At 63.3% G+C, this 15,754-nt stretch carries 18 protein-coding genes; 8 read left to right on the top strand and 10 right to left on the bottom strand.

Translation table 11 applies throughout. From position 1 onward, the window contains the following. The first annotated feature begins 83 nt into the window (after positions 1-83). The 4 genes from AC0L3A_RS34390 to AC0L3A_RS34405 all read left to right on the top strand — a co-directional run bounded on the left by AC0L3A_RS34390 (position 84) and on the right by AC0L3A_RS34405 (position 3,315). Entirely contained in the window at positions 84-1,010 is a 927-nt protein-coding gene (locus tag AC0L3A_RS34390; protein ID WP_473256055.1) for an ABC transporter permease, read from the top strand. Positions 1,011-1,013: 3 nt separating this feature from the next. Then, positions 1,014-1,892, top strand: a complete 879-nt coding sequence (locus AC0L3A_RS34395) for an ABC transporter permease (RefSeq protein WP_473256048.1) — start codon at positions 1,014-1,016, stop codon at positions 1,890-1,892. Positions 1,893-1,912: 20 nt separating this feature from the next. Next, the gene (locus AC0L3A_RS34400; protein WP_473256056.1) at positions 1,913-2,644 is read left to right on the top strand and encodes an aspartate/glutamate racemase family protein; all 732 of its coding nucleotides are present in this window, start codon (positions 1,913-1,915) and stop codon (positions 2,642-2,644) included. Positions 2,645-2,820: 176 nt separating this feature from the next. Next, complete coding sequence (locus tag AC0L3A_RS34405; RefSeq protein WP_473256049.1) at positions 2,821-3,315, top strand: hypothetical protein; 495 nt, start codon at positions 2,821-2,823, stop codon at positions 3,313-3,315. Between the two features lie 174 nt (positions 3,316-3,489). On the opposite strand, the gene AC0L3A_RS34410 is transcribed toward AC0L3A_RS34405, so the two are convergent. Both AC0L3A_RS34410 and AC0L3A_RS34415 read right to left on the bottom strand, forming a co-directional pair. Further along, positions 3,490-3,852 carry a hypothetical protein gene (locus tag AC0L3A_RS34410; protein WP_354158947.1) on the bottom strand — a complete coding sequence of 121 codons (363 nt, stop codon included), beginning with the start codon at positions 3,850-3,852 and terminating at the stop codon, positions 3,490-3,492. Positions 3,853-3,955: 103 nt separating this feature from the next. Beyond that, entirely contained in the window at positions 3,956-4,258 is a 303-nt protein-coding gene (locus AC0L3A_RS34415; RefSeq protein ID WP_007602556.1) for a hypothetical protein, read from the bottom strand. Between the two features lie 92 nt (positions 4,259-4,350). On the opposite strand from AC0L3A_RS34415, the gene AC0L3A_RS34420 reads away from it, so the two are divergent. Next, positions 4,351-4,566, top strand: coding sequence for a hypothetical protein (locus AC0L3A_RS34420; RefSeq protein WP_007602555.1), 216 nt, complete (start codon positions 4,351-4,353; stop codon positions 4,564-4,566). 31 nt (positions 4,567-4,597) lie between these two features. On the opposite strand, the gene AC0L3A_RS34425 is transcribed toward AC0L3A_RS34420, so the two are convergent. The 3 genes from AC0L3A_RS34425 to AC0L3A_RS34435 form a co-directional block, all read right to left on the bottom strand. Next, a complete protein-coding gene (locus tag AC0L3A_RS34425; RefSeq protein ID WP_473256050.1) occupies positions 4,598-6,244 on the bottom strand; it encodes a PAS-domain containing protein in 1,647 nt (548 codons plus the stop codon). 174 nt (positions 6,245-6,418) lie between these two features. Further along, complete coding sequence (locus tag AC0L3A_RS34430) at positions 6,419-6,949, bottom strand: gamma carbonic anhydrase family protein (RefSeq protein WP_007602554.1); 531 nt, start codon at positions 6,947-6,949, stop codon at positions 6,419-6,421. A gap of 90 nt (positions 6,950-7,039) precedes the next feature. Further along, on the bottom strand, positions 7,040-7,369 hold the full coding sequence (locus AC0L3A_RS34435; protein ID WP_007602553.1) for a DUF6949 family protein: 330 nt from the start codon (positions 7,367-7,369) through the stop codon (positions 7,040-7,042). Positions 7,370-7,591: 222 nt separating this feature from the next. Here AC0L3A_RS34435 and AC0L3A_RS34440 point away from each other — a divergent pair, with 222 nt between their 5' ends. Further along, positions 7,592-8,299 carry a hypothetical protein gene (locus tag AC0L3A_RS34440; RefSeq protein ID WP_473256051.1) on the top strand — a complete coding sequence of 236 codons (708 nt, stop codon included), beginning with the start codon at positions 7,592-7,594 and terminating at the stop codon, positions 8,297-8,299. Between the two features lie 166 nt (positions 8,300-8,465). Here AC0L3A_RS34440 and AC0L3A_RS34445 read toward each other — a convergent pair whose 3' ends face one another. The 3 genes from AC0L3A_RS34445 to cysE all read right to left on the bottom strand — a co-directional run bounded on the left by AC0L3A_RS34445 (position 8,466) and on the right by cysE (position 10,944). Next, positions 8,466-9,656: an FAD-binding domain gene (locus AC0L3A_RS34445; protein WP_473256052.1), complete on the bottom strand. Its 1,191-nt coding sequence runs from the start codon at positions 9,654-9,656 to the stop codon at positions 8,466-8,468. A gap of 94 nt (positions 9,657-9,750) precedes the next feature. Beyond that, positions 9,751-9,969, bottom strand: a complete 219-nt coding sequence (locus AC0L3A_RS34450; RefSeq protein ID WP_007602550.1) for a DUF3126 family protein — start codon at positions 9,967-9,969, stop codon at positions 9,751-9,753. 150 nt (positions 9,970-10,119) lie between these two features. Next, a complete protein-coding gene (gene cysE, locus AC0L3A_RS34455) occupies positions 10,120-10,944 on the bottom strand; it encodes a serine O-acetyltransferase (protein ID WP_007602549.1) in 825 nt (274 codons plus the stop codon). Positions 10,945-11,219: 275 nt separating this feature from the next. Here cysE and AC0L3A_RS34460 point away from each other — a divergent pair, with 275 nt between their 5' ends. Then, positions 11,220-12,578 (top strand): hypothetical protein, encoded by a 1,359-nt coding sequence (locus AC0L3A_RS34460; RefSeq protein ID WP_354128717.1) that lies wholly within the window; start codon positions 11,220-11,222, stop codon positions 12,576-12,578. A gap of 316 nt (positions 12,579-12,894) precedes the next feature. On the opposite strand, the gene AC0L3A_RS34465 is transcribed toward AC0L3A_RS34460, so the two are convergent. Beyond that, the gene (locus AC0L3A_RS34465; protein WP_473256057.1) at positions 12,895-13,665 is read right to left on the bottom strand and encodes an alpha/beta fold hydrolase; all 771 of its coding nucleotides are present in this window, start codon (positions 13,663-13,665) and stop codon (positions 12,895-12,897) included. A 215-nt stretch (positions 13,666-13,880) separates the two neighbouring features. Here AC0L3A_RS34465 and AC0L3A_RS34470 point away from each other — a divergent pair, with 215 nt between their 5' ends. Then, positions 13,881-14,843, top strand: coding sequence for an AraC family transcriptional regulator (locus AC0L3A_RS34470; RefSeq protein WP_007602546.1), 963 nt, complete (start codon positions 13,881-13,883; stop codon positions 14,841-14,843). 149 nt (positions 14,844-14,992) lie between these two features. On the opposite strand, the gene AC0L3A_RS34475 is transcribed toward AC0L3A_RS34470, so the two are convergent. After that, on the bottom strand, positions 14,993-15,748 hold the full coding sequence (locus tag AC0L3A_RS34475) for an alpha/beta fold hydrolase (protein WP_219683852.1): 756 nt from the start codon (positions 15,746-15,748) through the stop codon (positions 14,993-14,995). Positions 15,749-15,754: the final 6 nt, after the last annotated feature.

The following is a 15,754-nucleotide window of genomic DNA, read 5'->3' on the forward strand; positions in this document are numbered from 1 at the left end:
ATATCGTCGATTGCAAAAACCTCGACGAGGCGCTCGACGTTGCGCGCGACCTCGGCGCCGCCAATCCCGGCGGCGCCCATTTAATGCGGCCCCGGGGGGGGGTTGGGCCCCGGGCGCGCCCCACAACCGGGGCGCGCCTGTCACCCTCCTTCATCTCCTGGCTTCAGGCCGGGCCGATGATGCTGGTGTTCCTCGCCTTCTTCCTGATCCCGCTCGTCTTCGTCGTCATCGTCTCGTTCTGGGACTACAACGAATACCAGTTGCTGCCGGCCTTCTCGGGCCGCGGTTACACCGACACGTTCGAAGGCTGCATCGCGCAGCTCCCCGATCTCTGCACGATCGCCAAGACTTATCTGAAGACGCTGAAGCTGTGCTTCCTCGTGTGGGTCATCACACTTTTCATTGGCTTTTGGGTCGCCTACTTCCTCGCCTTCCACGTCAAGTCGAAGACCTGGCAGATGGGACTGTCGCTGCTCTGCACGATCCCGTTCTGGACCTCCAACGTGATCCGCATGATCGCCTGGATTCCGCTGCTCGGACGCAACGGCCTTGTCAACTCAGGCTTGGTGAAGACGGGGCTGATCAACCATCCCGTTGAATGGCTGCTGTTCTCCGAATTCTCCGTGGTGCTGGCACTTGTGCACCTCTTCACCTTCTTCATGGTGGTGCCGATCTTCAATTCGATGGTACGCATCGACAAATCGCTGATCGAGGCCGCCTATGACGCCGGCGCGACCGGTTTCCAGACCCTCGTCAACGTCATCATTCCGCTGGCAAAACCTGGCATCGTGATCGGCTCGATCTTCGTCATCACCATCGTGATGGGCGATTTCATCACCATCGGCGTGATGGGCGGGCAGCAGATCGCGGCCGCCGGCAAGATCATCGAGACGCGGGTGAACGCGTTGCAATTCCCCGCAGCAGCGGCCAACGCCGTGATCCTGCTCGTCATCACCTTCCTGATCATCACCATGATGTCGCGCATCGTCGACATCAAGAAGGAGCTCTAGAGCATGAAGGAAGGACGCCCGCGCTCTTTCTACGTGCTCGCGATCTTCTTCGCGGCCTACACGCTGTTCCTCTACGGCCCGATGATCGCGATCTACGTGCTGTCGTTCCAGGGGCCGCAGGGTGGCCTCACCTTCCCGATGAACGGTGTGTCGACTTTCTGGATCGCAAAACTGTTCCAGGGCACCGGCATCGTCGATCTCGGCGCGGCCTTTCGCCGTTCGCTGCTGCTTGGCATTATCGTAATGATCGTCACCGTCGTGCTGTCGGTCGCAGCGGGCATGGCGTTTCGCCGCAAGTTCAAGGCGCAAAGCATCCTGTTCTACTCGGCGATCGCGAGCCTCATCGTGCCCTCGATCATCACCTCGCTCGGCATCTCGCTTGAATTCCGCATCATTGACGATCTGATCAAGGGCACCGTCAACGAGAATTTCGAGACCTCGATGGGCCTGCTCACCTCGGGCCTCGGTGCACATCTGACCTGGACGCTGCCGTTCGGCCTGCTCATCATGTTCGCGATCTTCAACCGCTTCGATCCCAGGCTCGAGGAAGCCGCGCGCGATCTCGGTGCGACGCCGTGGCAGGCCTTCCGTCATGTCGTGCTGCCGATCATCCTGCCCTCGGTGATCGGTATCGGCCTGTTCGGCTTCACCCTGTCCTGGGACGAGCTCGCGCGCTCCAGCCAGGCGATCGGGGCCGTGAACACGCTGCCTCTCGATCTCCAGGGCCTCACCACCACCGTGACAAACCCCGACATCTATGCGCTCGGCACCGTGATCTCGGCGGTGTCGTTCACGGTGATCGCGCTTGCGCTTGGCACCATCCACATGCTGAACAAGCGACAGGCGGCCAAAGGCTCGGACGCCGGCAAGGGGCTTGTCTGAAAAGGGGCTTGTCTGATCTGATGCGGCTTCACGTCGTCAATCCCAACACCGCTGCGACCATGACGGTGAAGATCGCCGCTGCCGCGCGAAGCGTCGCCCTGCCCGACACGATGATCGATGCGCGCCAGCCCACGATGGGCCCGGTCTCGATCGAGGGATTTTACGACGAGGCGTTCGCGGTGCCCGGCATGCTCGGCTGCATCCGCGAGGCCGACCGCGACGGCGCGGATGCGCACATCATCGCCTGCTTCGACGACACCGGTCTCGACGCCGCGCGCGCCGCGGCAAAGGCACCCGTGATCGGCATTGGCGAGGCCGGCTTCCACATGGCGAGCCTGATCGCCGCGCGCTTCGCCGTGGTGACGACGCTCGGTGTTTCCATCGTGCCGATCGAACATAATTTGCGGAAATACGGCCTCACCGACCGCTGCACCCGCGTCCGCGCTGCCGAGGTGCCGGTGCTCGCACTCGAGGAGCGCAACACCGATGCGCTCGCAAAAATCTCTACGGAAATCACGGCCGCGATCCGCGACGACCGCGCAGAGGCCATCGTGCTCGGTTGCGCCGGCATGGCCGATCTCGCCAATGAACTCGCCGCCACGCACGGCCTGCCCGTGATCGACGGCGTCGCGGCCGCGGTGACCTTGGCGGAATCACTGGTGCGATTGGGACTGAAAACCTCCCGGCTCGGACCCTATGCGGCGCCCCGATCGAAGACCTATTCAGGTCCGTTTTCGCCGTTTCAGCCCTGATCTCTGCCTCTGACGGGCGCTTGGATGCCCTAAGGCATCCTGATTGCTGGTTTTTTTGCTCTTAGCCTCTTTTTGGTCCCATTCCTTGCCGAAACGTAACGCTTTCGGGACACCCGGTGGCCTCAGGGTTGCCGGTCTTCGCCACTCACCAAGTTTCAATTTGGGTTTTGTCAGCGATGATCGATCTCGCAGAGGACGCACCGTCCAACCCGCTTCTTCGCCTCGGCGCCCAGCCCATCGCGCTGACCGCCGCCGCCCTCCTCCTGCTGATCGCCGGTGTGACCTCGATCGCGATCTGGCGCGCCTATACCGGCTCATCCCCTGAGACCGACCGGGTGGTGGCGTCGCGGCAGCTTCAGGCTCGGACCGCACAGGCATCCGAGCAGCTGGTCGAGAAGACCAAGGGGCTGGAGGCAACCCAGCAGGAATCGATCGACCAGCTTCAGGTCGTGCAGGACCAGCTCCAGAGTATGAAGCGCTTGCTCGCATTCCAGCAGGCCGACACCAAGCGTCTGTCCGAGCAGGTCACGACACTCAGCGAGTCCATCGACGGCCTGCGGCAATCCTTTGCGAGCGCCCGGGCGACCGAGGCGGAGACTCCCTCGGTTACCCGCAGGAAACCGGCGCGGCATCGTGTCCATGCCAGTGCACGCAAGCGCTCGCGCGGCTGAGCAGCCGGCGCCGCCTAAATTTTTGGACTTGTGAACTGGATCACATTCGCCCGTATGATTCCGAGCGATGCTCGCCGTCACCGGATGGCGTGAGCCGATTTCAATGTCCGGGGCTGGCAAGGTCGTTGACGGTATATTGCGTCAACGGCCTTGTTTTTTAACGGGTACCGCCGCCTATTCGCAGACATCCACGGAGCGGATGCGCCAGCCCGACGGCGTCATGACGCGCTTGCGCACGACGTAGCAGCCGCCATAGCCACCATCGTCGTAGCCGGTACCATAGTAATAGGGATCGCCGTAATACGGTTGGCCGTAGCCGTAATAGCCGCCGTAATAACCCGCGCCGGCGATACCCGCCCCGATGGCGATTCCCGGCCAGAAGCCACCGCCATGCCAGTGGCCGCCGTGACCCCAGCCGCCACCGTGGCCCCAGCCGCCACCACCGTGGCCGAAACCGCCCCGCGCCTGGGCGGCCTGTGGGGCTGACAGCCCGACTATCGCGACGGCCAGCGCCGCCATCATCATCTTGCGTAACATCCACTCGATCCTCCGCGTGGACACGCTCCACGCTCAAAGCAGGATCAAGCTAGCGTTCCCTGGGCATTCCGGACAGCCACGCTGCCTCACTTCCGCGCGAGCGTCAGCAGCCGCGGCAGATGCTCTTGAGCTTCTTGTCGAGCAGCCGGTTCTCGGCGTTGACGGCGGCGTCGGTGGATCCACCTGCGCCGGTCCCGGTGGTGGTTCCGGAGGTGGCATTCGCTCCCGATGATTGCGCCGTACCCAGGCTGTTGGTCCCGGGCGGCGGAGCCGGAGAATTGGCGACACCTCCGGCCGATCCCGCTGCGCCGCCGCTCGCTTGCGCGAACGCTACGGCCGGCATCGCGGCAAGGGCGAAGATGACAATCATGGTCTTGATTGAACAGGTTGCGGACGATGTTGCCATTCGAATGCTCCTTTACCGATCAACCGCCGCATCGATGACCGGTTCCGGAACAATTGCCGTCAGTTCAGCTTGAAAGGGGGAGAGCCACGATCATGCGAAAGCCGATCGCGTTCGACGCTGCAAACCAGAGAGGCGAAATCAGGATGACGGATCGCGATCCTTTTGCAGAGGGCGAACGCGCCGCGCGCGAAAACATTCCGGCAGAAGCCAATCCTTACTCGGACGGCAGCGACGAACACGCGTTGTGGGCTGCCGGTCACGAGAGGGTCGCGGGTGCGATCGAAGCGCGCGAATCCGAGGGAAGCTGAGGCGCCGCTTCGAATGGGGCGCGCCGTTGAACTACGCGGCCGCCACCATCCCCTCGGTCCGGTCCTCGACCATGGTCACGAACATGTGGGACTCTTCCCCTGCGCCGCCGATCTGGACACGGCGGGCGGAGATCACGCGGCGCCCGCGCGCGGCATTGTCGATGGTATCGACGATCGGCTCGAGCTGCTGTTTCTGCGCCAGAAGCTGTTGGTCGCGCTGCTCGATCAATTCGGCTGCCTCCGCGGAGAACAACTCCCGCGCGGTCTTGCCGATGATCTCGCCGCGCGACATGCCGATCATGTTCTCGGCCGCCTTGTTGACGAAGACGTAACGCAAATTGCGCGCGTCCTTGGCGATGATGCCCTCGGCCACGTTCTCGATGATGGTGGCGAGGAAGCGCTCCATCCGCTCGAGAATGCGCTCGCGCTGACGCTGCTCGGTGACGTCTTCCTGCACCGACACCCAGCCGCCACCGTCCATCGGACGCTCGTAGATCTTGATGATGCGGCCGTCATTCAGGGCGACCTCGTCGACCGCCGGCTCGCGCTTGGTGATCCGGTCGAGGACCGCCGCGACATATTTCGCGACGTTACCGCTGAACAACCCGCTCCTGACTCTGTGCTGGAGAATTTCCTCGACCGTCGACCCGGCCTGGATCGTCTCGGGTAGATTGTAGATCCCCCGGTAGTTGGTGTTCATCGCGACCACATTGGCCTTGCCGTCGAGCATAACCAGGCCCTGCGGCATGCTGTTGATAGCGGCCGAAAGCTGCCACTTCTTGGCCTGGTACTTGTCGTTGAACTTGTCGCGCTCGGTCATGGCCGCGTCGCGCGCCTGCGCTGTGCCGAGTTCGATCTCCTCGAGCTCGAAGATCCGCGCCACCGCATCGCGGAAGTTCTGTACGGCTCGCGCAAGACGACCGATCTCGTCGTGACGGCCGAGATGCGGCACCTCGCTCTTGACGTCACCGCCGGCAATGCGGTCGGTCGCTTGCGTGATCTCAGCCAGCGCCCCGACCACCGAGCCCCGCATCACAACGACGTTCAGCCCCGCGAAAACGAGCGCCACGAGCCCGAGCACGAACAAATAAGCCGCGGCATAGCGGTTCTCGTTGGCAAGTTCGTCCGCCTCGCGGGCGCGCTGCCCGTAGATCCGTTCCAGCGTCTCCAGATCGAGATTGAGCTTGTTGCGTAGCGTCCGGTTGGTGTCGTTATCGCCCCATTCGCGCGCTGCGGCCGGACTGATCTCCAGCCCGCGCCGAACAAGCTCCTGGCGAAATTCGATGAACTGCGCGATGCGCTGGCGGAAGCTCGAGACTTGCGCGGCATCGTCGGCGGCGACGGTCCGCTCCATGCTCTTCACCGCCTCGGCGAGTTCGCGGTTACGGCGCACCAGACCGTCGGCGAACTGCTTCATCGCGCCGCGATCGGCGGACATGTAGATGCCGCGCGATTCCATGACGACGGCGTAGATCAGCGTGTTGATACGCCCGACATTGATCGCCGCCTCCGCCGAAGAGGCGTGCATGTGGCGGTAGGTCGTCTGCAGGCGGACGGTCTGGATCGACATCACGAGCAGGAAGGTGGTGACGATCGCGAGAAAGCCGGCAATGCTGTAGACTTTCTCCGCAACGCTCAGGGTATCCGCGCCGCGAGCGAAACGAACGAGCTTTTTCACAAATTTGGTTCCGGCGCCGAGTCCGGATCCCAGCGCCGCAGCATCCATGGCGCCACTCCTCCTGGTTGAAAACGCTCCAGGATAGGCATGATGGCGCTAGCGGAGGATTAAAATACCGGCGGGTGTTTTTACGGTACGGAACCAGATGCCGGCCGCACACGGCCTGCGTGCATCTCAGTCGATCCGCTTTAGACCCTTCGTGAAGCGCGGGCCGTTCGCGACGTAGAACTTCGCCGCGCTGCCCATCTTCTGCACCTGGGCGTCGTCGAGCGTGCGGATCACCCGCGCCGGCGAGCCGATGATCAGGGACCGTTCGGGGAATTCCTTGCCTTCGGTGATGACGGAGCCGGCGCCGACGATGCTGTTGCGGCCGATCCTGGCGCCGTTCATCACGATGGAGCCCATGCCGACGAGTGCGCCCTCCTCGATGGTGCAGCCGTGCAGGATGACGTTGTGGCCGACCGTACAGTTTCTGCCGATGTGAAGCGGAAAACCGAGATCGGTGTGGCAGGTCGAGCCGTCCTGCACGTTGGATCCCTCGCCGATCTCGATCCACTCATTGTCGCCGCGCAGCACCGCGCCGAACCAGACGCTCGCGCCCGGCTTCAGGCGCACGCGGCCGATCACGGTGGCGGTCTCAGCGATGAAGTAATTGCCGTCGGCGGGAAGGTCGGGCGCCTGCCCGTCGAGCTCGTAGATCGCCATGAGGGTCTCCTGTCGGGTCAACCCCAGCCATAGCGAAACGGCAGCCTTGACGCAAAGGCCCGCCGCGCAGGCAGCCCTACAGCGCCCGTATCAGACCAGAACGCCGGCCGCGCGGAGCGTCATCAGGAAGAAGGTGCCGCTCATCATACTCCAGAAGCCGGCGATGACGGTGGCCATCATCACGAATTCGACGCGGCGGCTCTCCACCTGCCTGCCGCGCAGGGTGTTGCGCATGATGATGAAAGGCGCCGCGAACACCAGGAACGGAACCGCCGCGAAGGTCTTCGGCGCCACGCCGTCCTGCAACAGACCGAAGCCGGCGGGCCGCTGTGCGACCGTCTGATATCCGCTGACGAGCGCTCCCGCGAGCGCGAAACCGATGCCGATCGAGAAGAATGTATTGAGAGCTTCAGGTGTCATCGGAACGGTCCGCCCTTACGCAACGCGAGGTGACTTCCTGTGACAAAGAGTGCCGGTTAACGCTACATTATCCTTAAGGGAAGGTTAACGCCGCCGGCCGTTCCACGCAGGCCTGTCTCCCTTCCCTGCAGCCGGCGAACGCTCCGCGAAATCGCAGCCGCGTGGCATATTCGCTGCTGATTCGTCGGCCATCGGCCGACTTCCGGCTCATTCGCGCGGCTCATGACGGTGTTTTCGGCAATTTCCCCTCAATCTCCCCGAGCGCACACCCGGGCCCATGTGGTGCCGATCGTGCTCGGCGGCACTGCCGCGATGTGCGCCGTCGCGCTCGTCGCCTATTTGTTGTGGCCAACCTGGGGCCCGAGCGGCGCGAGCGCCCCGGACAAGCTGCCGGTGAGCGTCGGCGGCACGCTGTTCAACCTGCCGACCAATGCGATCCGCATGAAGATCCAGCGCCACTCCGGGCCGCAGGAGCGGATCGATCTCGACTTCCTGTATCCCTCGCTCGAGCCGCCGGGCGCGCCGAAGCACGTCACCGCCGATAGTGTGGATGCGGCGATGCAGCCGATCGACCGCATCTTCCTGTCGATCGCCGCGCATCGCGATGCGCTCTCGCCCGAGCAGCGCACCGCCACGATCTATCCGCGCTATCTCGACCAGGCCGCGGCAACGCCCCAGGACGGGCTAACAATGCGGATGTTCCGCGCCGATACGCCCTACGGCAGCGAGGATCTCTACTCTGCCGCGAGTCCTGCACTGACCGCGCGCTGCACGCGGGATGCGGCGACGCCCGGCATGTGCCTCGCCGAACGCCGCGTCGGCGGCGCCGACCTCACCTTCCGCTTTCCGCGCAGCTGGCTATCGCAGTGGCGCGATGCGGCGGAAGCGATGGAGAAGCTGACGGCGCAACTGCGCGGCCCGAAGGGCTGAGCGCAGCCTCTGCGCCCCGAGCCTCCAAAACAAAAACTGCGAAAACAACCCCATGCACAGTAGCCAAGTGCCTGGCATGACTTCGTATTTTCGAAGCCAGCCTGCAAAAAATTCGGCCCCTCCCGAGAATTCGTCTTTTCGAAAAAGATTCAAAGCCGCAGGCAATTCAAACGCCGATCTCCTTGTGATCGCTCCAGCGATAAGTCGGCAGATCCAGCTTGTCGGCAAGGTCTCGACCGATGGCGAGTCTCGCCGCACCGGGAAACGAGAACGCCTTCACGACCTGATTGCGAAACCACAATCCCCATGACGTCCGCGGCGCAAATGCCGCGGCGAAGCGCTCCGCTCCGCGCTGCTTGGCGCCGATATAGCTGCGAAGGCGGGTCTCATAGGCGCTGAATGCTTGCTCGTGGCGCCCGTCGGCGCGTGCGAGTTCTCCCGCAAGCACATAGGCAGAGATCATGGCCAGAGCCGAGCCCTGCCCGGCGACGAGCGACACGCAGAAGGCAGCGTCTCCAATCAGCACGACGCGGCCCCGCGACCAGCCGTCCATCCTGATCTGGCTGACCCGGTCGCAATACAAATCATCGGTGCGCTCGAGTTCGTTCAGAATGTCTGGGCATTCCCAGCGGGCGTCGCGATAGAGATCACGCAGCTGTGCCTTTGCGGCAGGCCCGCCTGCATCGCCGCGAAACACGAAGAGGAACAAGGTGCGATCATTGCACAGCGCGAAACGGCCAATCATCCGGCCCGGCCGGTTGTGCATCAGATACACATTCTCGTCGCGACGACGATAGCCGCGGGTTTCGAATGCCGCGACGCCATAGCCGAGATTTCTTTCGAACGTCCCGATCGAGCCGAACGCAAGGCTGCGCACCTGCGAATGCAAGCCGTCAGCACCGACGACGAGATCGAAACGTCGGCTCCCGCCGCGCCGCAACTGGACGTCGACCCATTCAGGCTGCTGCTCCAGGCCAACGATCTCCTCATCGAAGATCGTTTCAACACCGTCGCGGACCGTACCGTACAGCAGGCGCGACAGATCGCTTCGTGCCAGAGTGACGTAGCGGCCGCCTGTGAGATCGTCGAGGACGTCCGTGCCAAATCCGGCGATACGCCGGCCATGATCGTCGACGATCCGCATTTCCCTGGCGCGATAGCCGGCGTTCTCGATCGCCGGCAGCAGCCCCATCCGTTCGGCGATGTCGTAGCCGAGTCCCCAGAAATCGATCACGTAGCCGCCGCGACGAAGTGCGCTCGCGCGCTCGACCAGCGCCGGCGCGTAGCCCGCCGCCTTGAGCCAATAGGCGAGCGTCGGCCCTGCAATCCCCGCCCCGGAGATCAGAACTGTTCGCATGGAAGGAATATGGGAAAAGCGGCGGCCGATCGCACCGCCGCGTCAGACACCAAATGGTGAGGGCGGGAAGTTCCGCCTCACCAGTCGTGTCGCATCACTCCTGGTCGACCAGATCGTCCTCGAGGATCGCCATCTGGAACTGGAACGAGCGATCATCGTCCTCGTCGTCGACGAAGAGCACACCGATGAATTCCTCGCCGATATAGACTTCGGCGGAATCATCCTTCTTAGGCCGCGGCACGACGCGGATCTTGGGATTGCCGAATACGCGTTTCAGGTACGCGTCGAGCTTCCTAACTTCCTTGACGTCCACGGCAAGTCTCCAATCGAAATCTAGGTTGGCGCGGGTTTTAGGACGAGACGCGACCAACCGCCAGCATGAATTGCCAAAGAATTTGGGGACCGAAAGGGGCGGGAAATCCCGCCCTTCCGACAAGCTCGAAGTCCGCCTCAGAGTCCCGCCTCAAAGTCCCATGGCGTTGATCATCTGATCCATGGTGCGCGACGGCTCGGCGCAGCCGGCTTCGCCGACGACCTTGGCGGGCACGCCTGCGACCGTCACGTTGTGCGGCACCGGTTTGACCACGACCGAGCCCGCCGCGATGCGCGCGCAATGACCGATCTCGATATTGCCGAGGATCTTTGCGCCCGCGCCGATCAGGACCCCGTGACGGATTTTCGGATGGCGGTCCTCGTTCTCCTTGCCGGTGCCGCCGAGCGTGACGCCGTGCAGGATCGAGACGTCGTCCTCGATCAGCGCAGTCTCACCGCAGACGAAACCGGTGGCGTGGTCGAGGAAGATGCCGCGGCCGATGCGCGCGGCGGGATTGATGTCGGTCTGGAATACCGCAGACGCCCGGCTCTGCAGATAATACGCAAAATCCTTGCGGCCCTTCAGATAGAGCCAATGCGCGAGGCGGTGGGTCTGGATGGCGTGAAAGCCCTTGAAATAGAGCAACGGGTCGATGAAGCGCGACGTCGCGGGGTCGCGGTCGTAAACGGCGACGAGATCGGCGCGGAACGCGTTGCCGAGATCGGGATCATCGCGTAGCGCCTCGTCGTAGGTCTGGCGCACGAGATCGCCCGACAGCGCGGAATGATCGAGCCGATCGGCGACACGATGGATGACAGCATCTTCCAGGCGGCTGTGATGCAGCACCGTCGAATAGATGAAGGTCGCAAGCTCCGGCTCGCGATGGACGATGTCCTCCGCTTCGCCGCGGATCCGATCCCAGATCGGATCAAGCGTTGCGAGCTTTCCTCCCGGATTGACCTGATGCACTGCCATGAGATCTGCTCTTTCGAATTGGCTCGTTTCGATGGTTCTATAACACAGTCTAAGCGACAAAGTCCTGACGGGCTTGCCTGAGAGTGAACAGTGCGTTGCCCAGCGGGGGCATGCCAACACGTTGAATCACAACAGTTTCTTCCGACACCCCCGGCGGCAAGGTCGGCTCAAAATGGTCAGGGTTTCGCCAAATTCAAGCCGGGCGGCGTCAAACTATTGGTGAATTCCGCCTCAACCGTGATTGCGGGCATGGTCCGAGTGAGGACGGAGCGGATTTGACCATCACCACCGATCATTTGCGCGCGGGCGCCGCTGATACCCTCTGGCTGCGGCTCGCCGCGGTCGCCCTGCCGCTCCTGTTGATCGCGCCGGCGTTCTGGAACGGCTATCCGCTGTTGCAATGGGATACCGGAGGCTATCTGGCGCGCTGGTACGAGGGCTATCTCGTCCCGAGCCGCTCCACGGTGTTCGGCATCTATCTGCACTATGGCGAGAGTTCTGGATTCTGGATCAACCTCGCGGCCCAGGCGCTGGCGACGCTGTGGCTGTTGCAGCTCACCTTGCGCGTGCTCGGCCTGATGCAAACGTTCCGTTTCGTGGCGATCAGCCTGCTCCTGATCCTGTCGACTGCGCTGCCCTGGCTTGCGAGCATGTTGCTCACCGACATCTTTGCAGGCCTGTCGGTGCTGTCGTTATTCCTGCTGGTCGTCGGTGGGCAGCGGACTTCGGCGCTCGAAAAGATCACGCTGTTCGTCTTCACCGCCTTTGCCGCCGCGACCCACAGCGCCACGCTCGGCGTGCTGCTCGGGCTCTGCGTCGCCGGCTGGATGGCGCGACCGTTGCTGGGGCGCCGGCTTCCTATCGCCGGACTGGCGCAGGCGAGCCTGACCATCGTCGTGGGCGGACTGATGCTGGTGTCAGCCAACCATGCGCTGTCAGGCAAATGGGCCTGGACCCCCGGCGGCACGGGGGTCGCCTTCGGCCGCATGATGCAGGACGGCATCGTCGCGCGTTATCTCAACGACCATTGCCCGCGCGAAAAACTCAAGCTCTGCCCCTATCGCGACCAATTGCCGGCGACCGCCGACGAATTCCTGTGGGGCAAGAGCATGTTCAACACGCTAGGCCGGTTCGAGGGCATGAACGACGAGATGGGCACCATCGTCGTGGGTTCGCTCGCCGACTATCCGGCCTGGCAAGCCGGCGCGGCGTTGCGGGCGCTGGGTCGGCAATTGCTGCATGTCGCGACCGGCGAAGGCACCAATGGCTGGATCCCGCACACCCGCGGCATCATCGAGCGCTATATCCCCTCACAGGCCGCGCCGATGCGGGCGGCGCGCCAGCAGCACTGGGGTCTCGATTTCGCCTACGTCAACTGGCTGCACGTGCCCGTTGCGCTGGCCTCGATGCTGGCGCTTGTCGTGCTGCTTGCGCATGCTCTCGCGATCCGCCGGCTTGACGACCTGACGCTGCTGGCGGCAACCGTCACGCTGGCGCTGCTCGGCAACGCCTTCATCTGCGGCGTGATCTCCGGCCCGCACGACCGCTACGGCGCGCGGATGGCGTGGGTCGCGACCTTCGTGGTGCTGATGGCGCTGGCGCGACGGTTTGGCGAGGACAGCAAGGCGCGATGAGATTGGGGTGAAGCGCTATCGCGCTCCAGTTCTTGGAACGAATTCGTCGCCCTCGTCTGCTTGAAAATTCGACCATGTCGGGTTGCCCGACTGCCGACTTGAACGCTGCCACGACAACGTCGAATGGCTTCGAGCCCCTAAGGCTGAAACGCTCGACCTCGACTTTAGCGATTGTCATTGGTCCTCCGTAACTGCTGCAAGCTGTGCATCCAGTCGCCATGTCGAGTTGGGTAATGTCATTCTCCGGATGCCTGGCTCAAAATGGTCGAGCGGAAGCGTGCGGGCTCCCGGCGCCAAAGCGCCGGGAGCGGCACCGTCACTTCGCGAGGGCCGCTTTTTCGATCACCTCAGCGACCTGCTTCGCATGGACGACGAGCGAGGCATGGCTGCCGGCGACTTCCGTCGTCTGAGCATGGATCCTGGCTGCGAACGACTTCTGGGCCTCGGGCGCGAGGACTTTGTCCTTCGTGCTGATGACGTAGAAATTCGGCTTGTCATGCCAGGCCGCAACGTCGACCGGAGCTTCGAACGCAACGTGGTTCAGCGGAAGCTGCGAGTTGGCCAGGTGCGCGGCGATCTCCGGAGGAAGGTCAGCCGCGACGGCTGACGGAAACACCTTTGGATCGATGTACAGATTGCCCTTCGCATCGGGGTGGATCGCCTTGCCGCCTTCGGTCGGCGGACCGGCCTTCGTCAGCGACGCCAGGGATTCACCGATCTCCGGCGCAAAGGCGGACACATAAACCAGCGCCGAAACCTTGGGATCGTTGCCGGCTTGCGTGATCACCACGCCGCCCCATGAGTGGCCGACCAGAACGGTCCTGCCGGCTTGCTTCGCGAGCGCCTGTTTGGTCGCATCGACGTCGGCGGCGAGCGAAGTGAGTGGATTTTCGACGAGCGTGACGTTGTAGCCTTTCTTCGTGAGAATATCGGCAACCGGCTGCCAGCTCGTCTGGTCTACAAAGGCGCCGTGCACGAGCACGATATTGTGGGCTGCCCCCTTGGGCAGTTCGGCGGAACGGGCGGGCCCGACCATTGTCGATCCGGCCAGGAGTACGGCGGCTGCTGAAAGTAGGAAATTTAGCATTGATTGTTCCTGTTGGTATGTCGGACGAACACAGTCCGGGGGAATGGACAGGCGTTTCCAGCAAGGTCGCGGTTCTTCCATCTGCCGTTGGCTAAATGGTTGCCGCACGTCACGTCGGCCCGCCGTGGCATGACGTATTCCATGGACCTCATCGGACGATAGGGACCAATCGTCCGCGTCTTGTGTCCGATCGTCCATGGATCTAGTCTCGGTGGATGGATATACTTACCCAGGTGCTCGATCGGGTTCGTCTCGGCGGGACGCTGCTCTTTCACTTCGAGCTCGGCCATCCCTGGCATCTTGAGTTGCCGGCGCGCCCCTACGCCCTGTTTCACTATCTCAGCCAAGGTTCAGCGACCCTCGCGCTCGAACAGGGAGAGGAAATCCAGATCACCGGGGGCGATTTTGTCGTCATCACACGTGGCGAGCCCCATGTGTTTTATTCGGATCGCCGGGCCGAGCCTTTGCGCATCGTGGATATCGAACGGTCGTCGCCACGCCTCGGCTTCCTTCGCCACGGCAGCCGTGCAAAGCCGCTCTCGACCATGCTCTGCGGCAATTTCACGGTGTCGCGGCCGACGTTTGGCAGCGTGCTGGAGTTGCTTCCACCCGTGCTCTTGCTGAAGCCGACGTCGGACCGTGGTTGGCTTGAAGCCATCCTGCGCCGCATGATGAGCGAGTCCGCGCTCGAGCGTCCTGGCCAAGGCGTCGCGCTTTCACGACTGACGGAAGTGCTCTTCGTCGAGGTGCTGCGAAGCTGGATCGCGTCTCTCAGCCCCGGACAAGGCGGCTGGATCGGGGCCATTTCTGACCCCCATATCGGACCCGCGCTGAAGCTGATTCACGAAAGTCCGGAGCAGCTTTGGACGCTGAGCGACCTTGGCCGTCGCGTCGGGCTCGGCCGCTCGGCATTTTCGGCGCGCTTCACCAGGCTCGTGGGCCAGCCCATGCAACGTTATGTGATCGAACGCCGGATGACGGAGGCGGCGTTCCTGCTCGAAACCAGCGACGAGCCGATCGCACGGATTGCCAACCGGGTCGGTTACGAGACTGCAGCGGCGTTTTCGAAGTTGTTTCACCGGCACATTGGTCAGTCGCCCGGCCGTTACCGGGCTGCGCGACGCGCCGACGGAGGCCGTGCGCAGTTGGACGGATCGGAATTGCAAGTATCCGATTGACCTGGATAAGGCTGTGGCTTTGAGCTGAGTCTCATATGCGCGCTTAGCGAACCCCGGTGCCTGCGTAGAGGAATGGACGGTTGCCCCGAAGGGAGTGGATGGCCCATTGTAACGAGACATTTCAGGATAGCTGAAACCGCCTCATCGCCTCAGCTCCTGCGTGAGAGGAAATCCAGCACGCCGGTCTTGTAGACCTTGTCGCCGACTGCGCGCATGTGATCGCGGTTCGGAATGTCGAGCACTTCCGAACCCGGGATGATCGCGCCGAGCGCGCTGGCCGATCCCGCGACGTCGTCGGTCGAGCCCACCGCGATCAGCACGGGCACGTCGATGCGTGCGGCCTGCTCTTTCGTCATGAGATCGCGCGTGCCGCGCAGGCAGGCGGCCAGCGCCTTGTGGTCGGAACGGGTTTGGTCTGCAAAAGCACGAAAAGTGCGTCCGACGGGATCGGAGACGTCGTCGAGCGAGGGCGCTTCGAGCGCCTTCGCGACGTTCTCGCCGGGCCCGGTGCCCTCGATCAGGCCGCCGATGCCGATGCCGCCGAGAATTGCCGAACGCAGGCGCTGCGGCTCGTTGAGGGAGAGCCAGGCCGTCATCCGTCCGCCCATCGAATAGCCCATGAGATCGGCCTGCGGGATGGCGAGGTGATCCATCAGCGCGAGCACGTCGCCGGCCATGGTCGGGATCGAGTACTGCGCGGGCTCGTAGAGCTTGGCGCTTTCGCCATGGCCGCGATTGTCGAGCGCAATGACGCGGCGGCCGTTCTTGCGCAGCTCCGAGACCCAGGTCGGATAGACCCAGTTCACGTTCTTGCTGGAGGCAAAGCCGTGCACCAGGATGATCGGATCGCCCTCGCCTTCGTCGAGATAGGCAATTTCAACGGCGCCGTTGTGAAAGCTCGGCATCATCAG

The organism is Bradyrhizobium sp. MI1.3 (genome assembly GCF_055811695.1).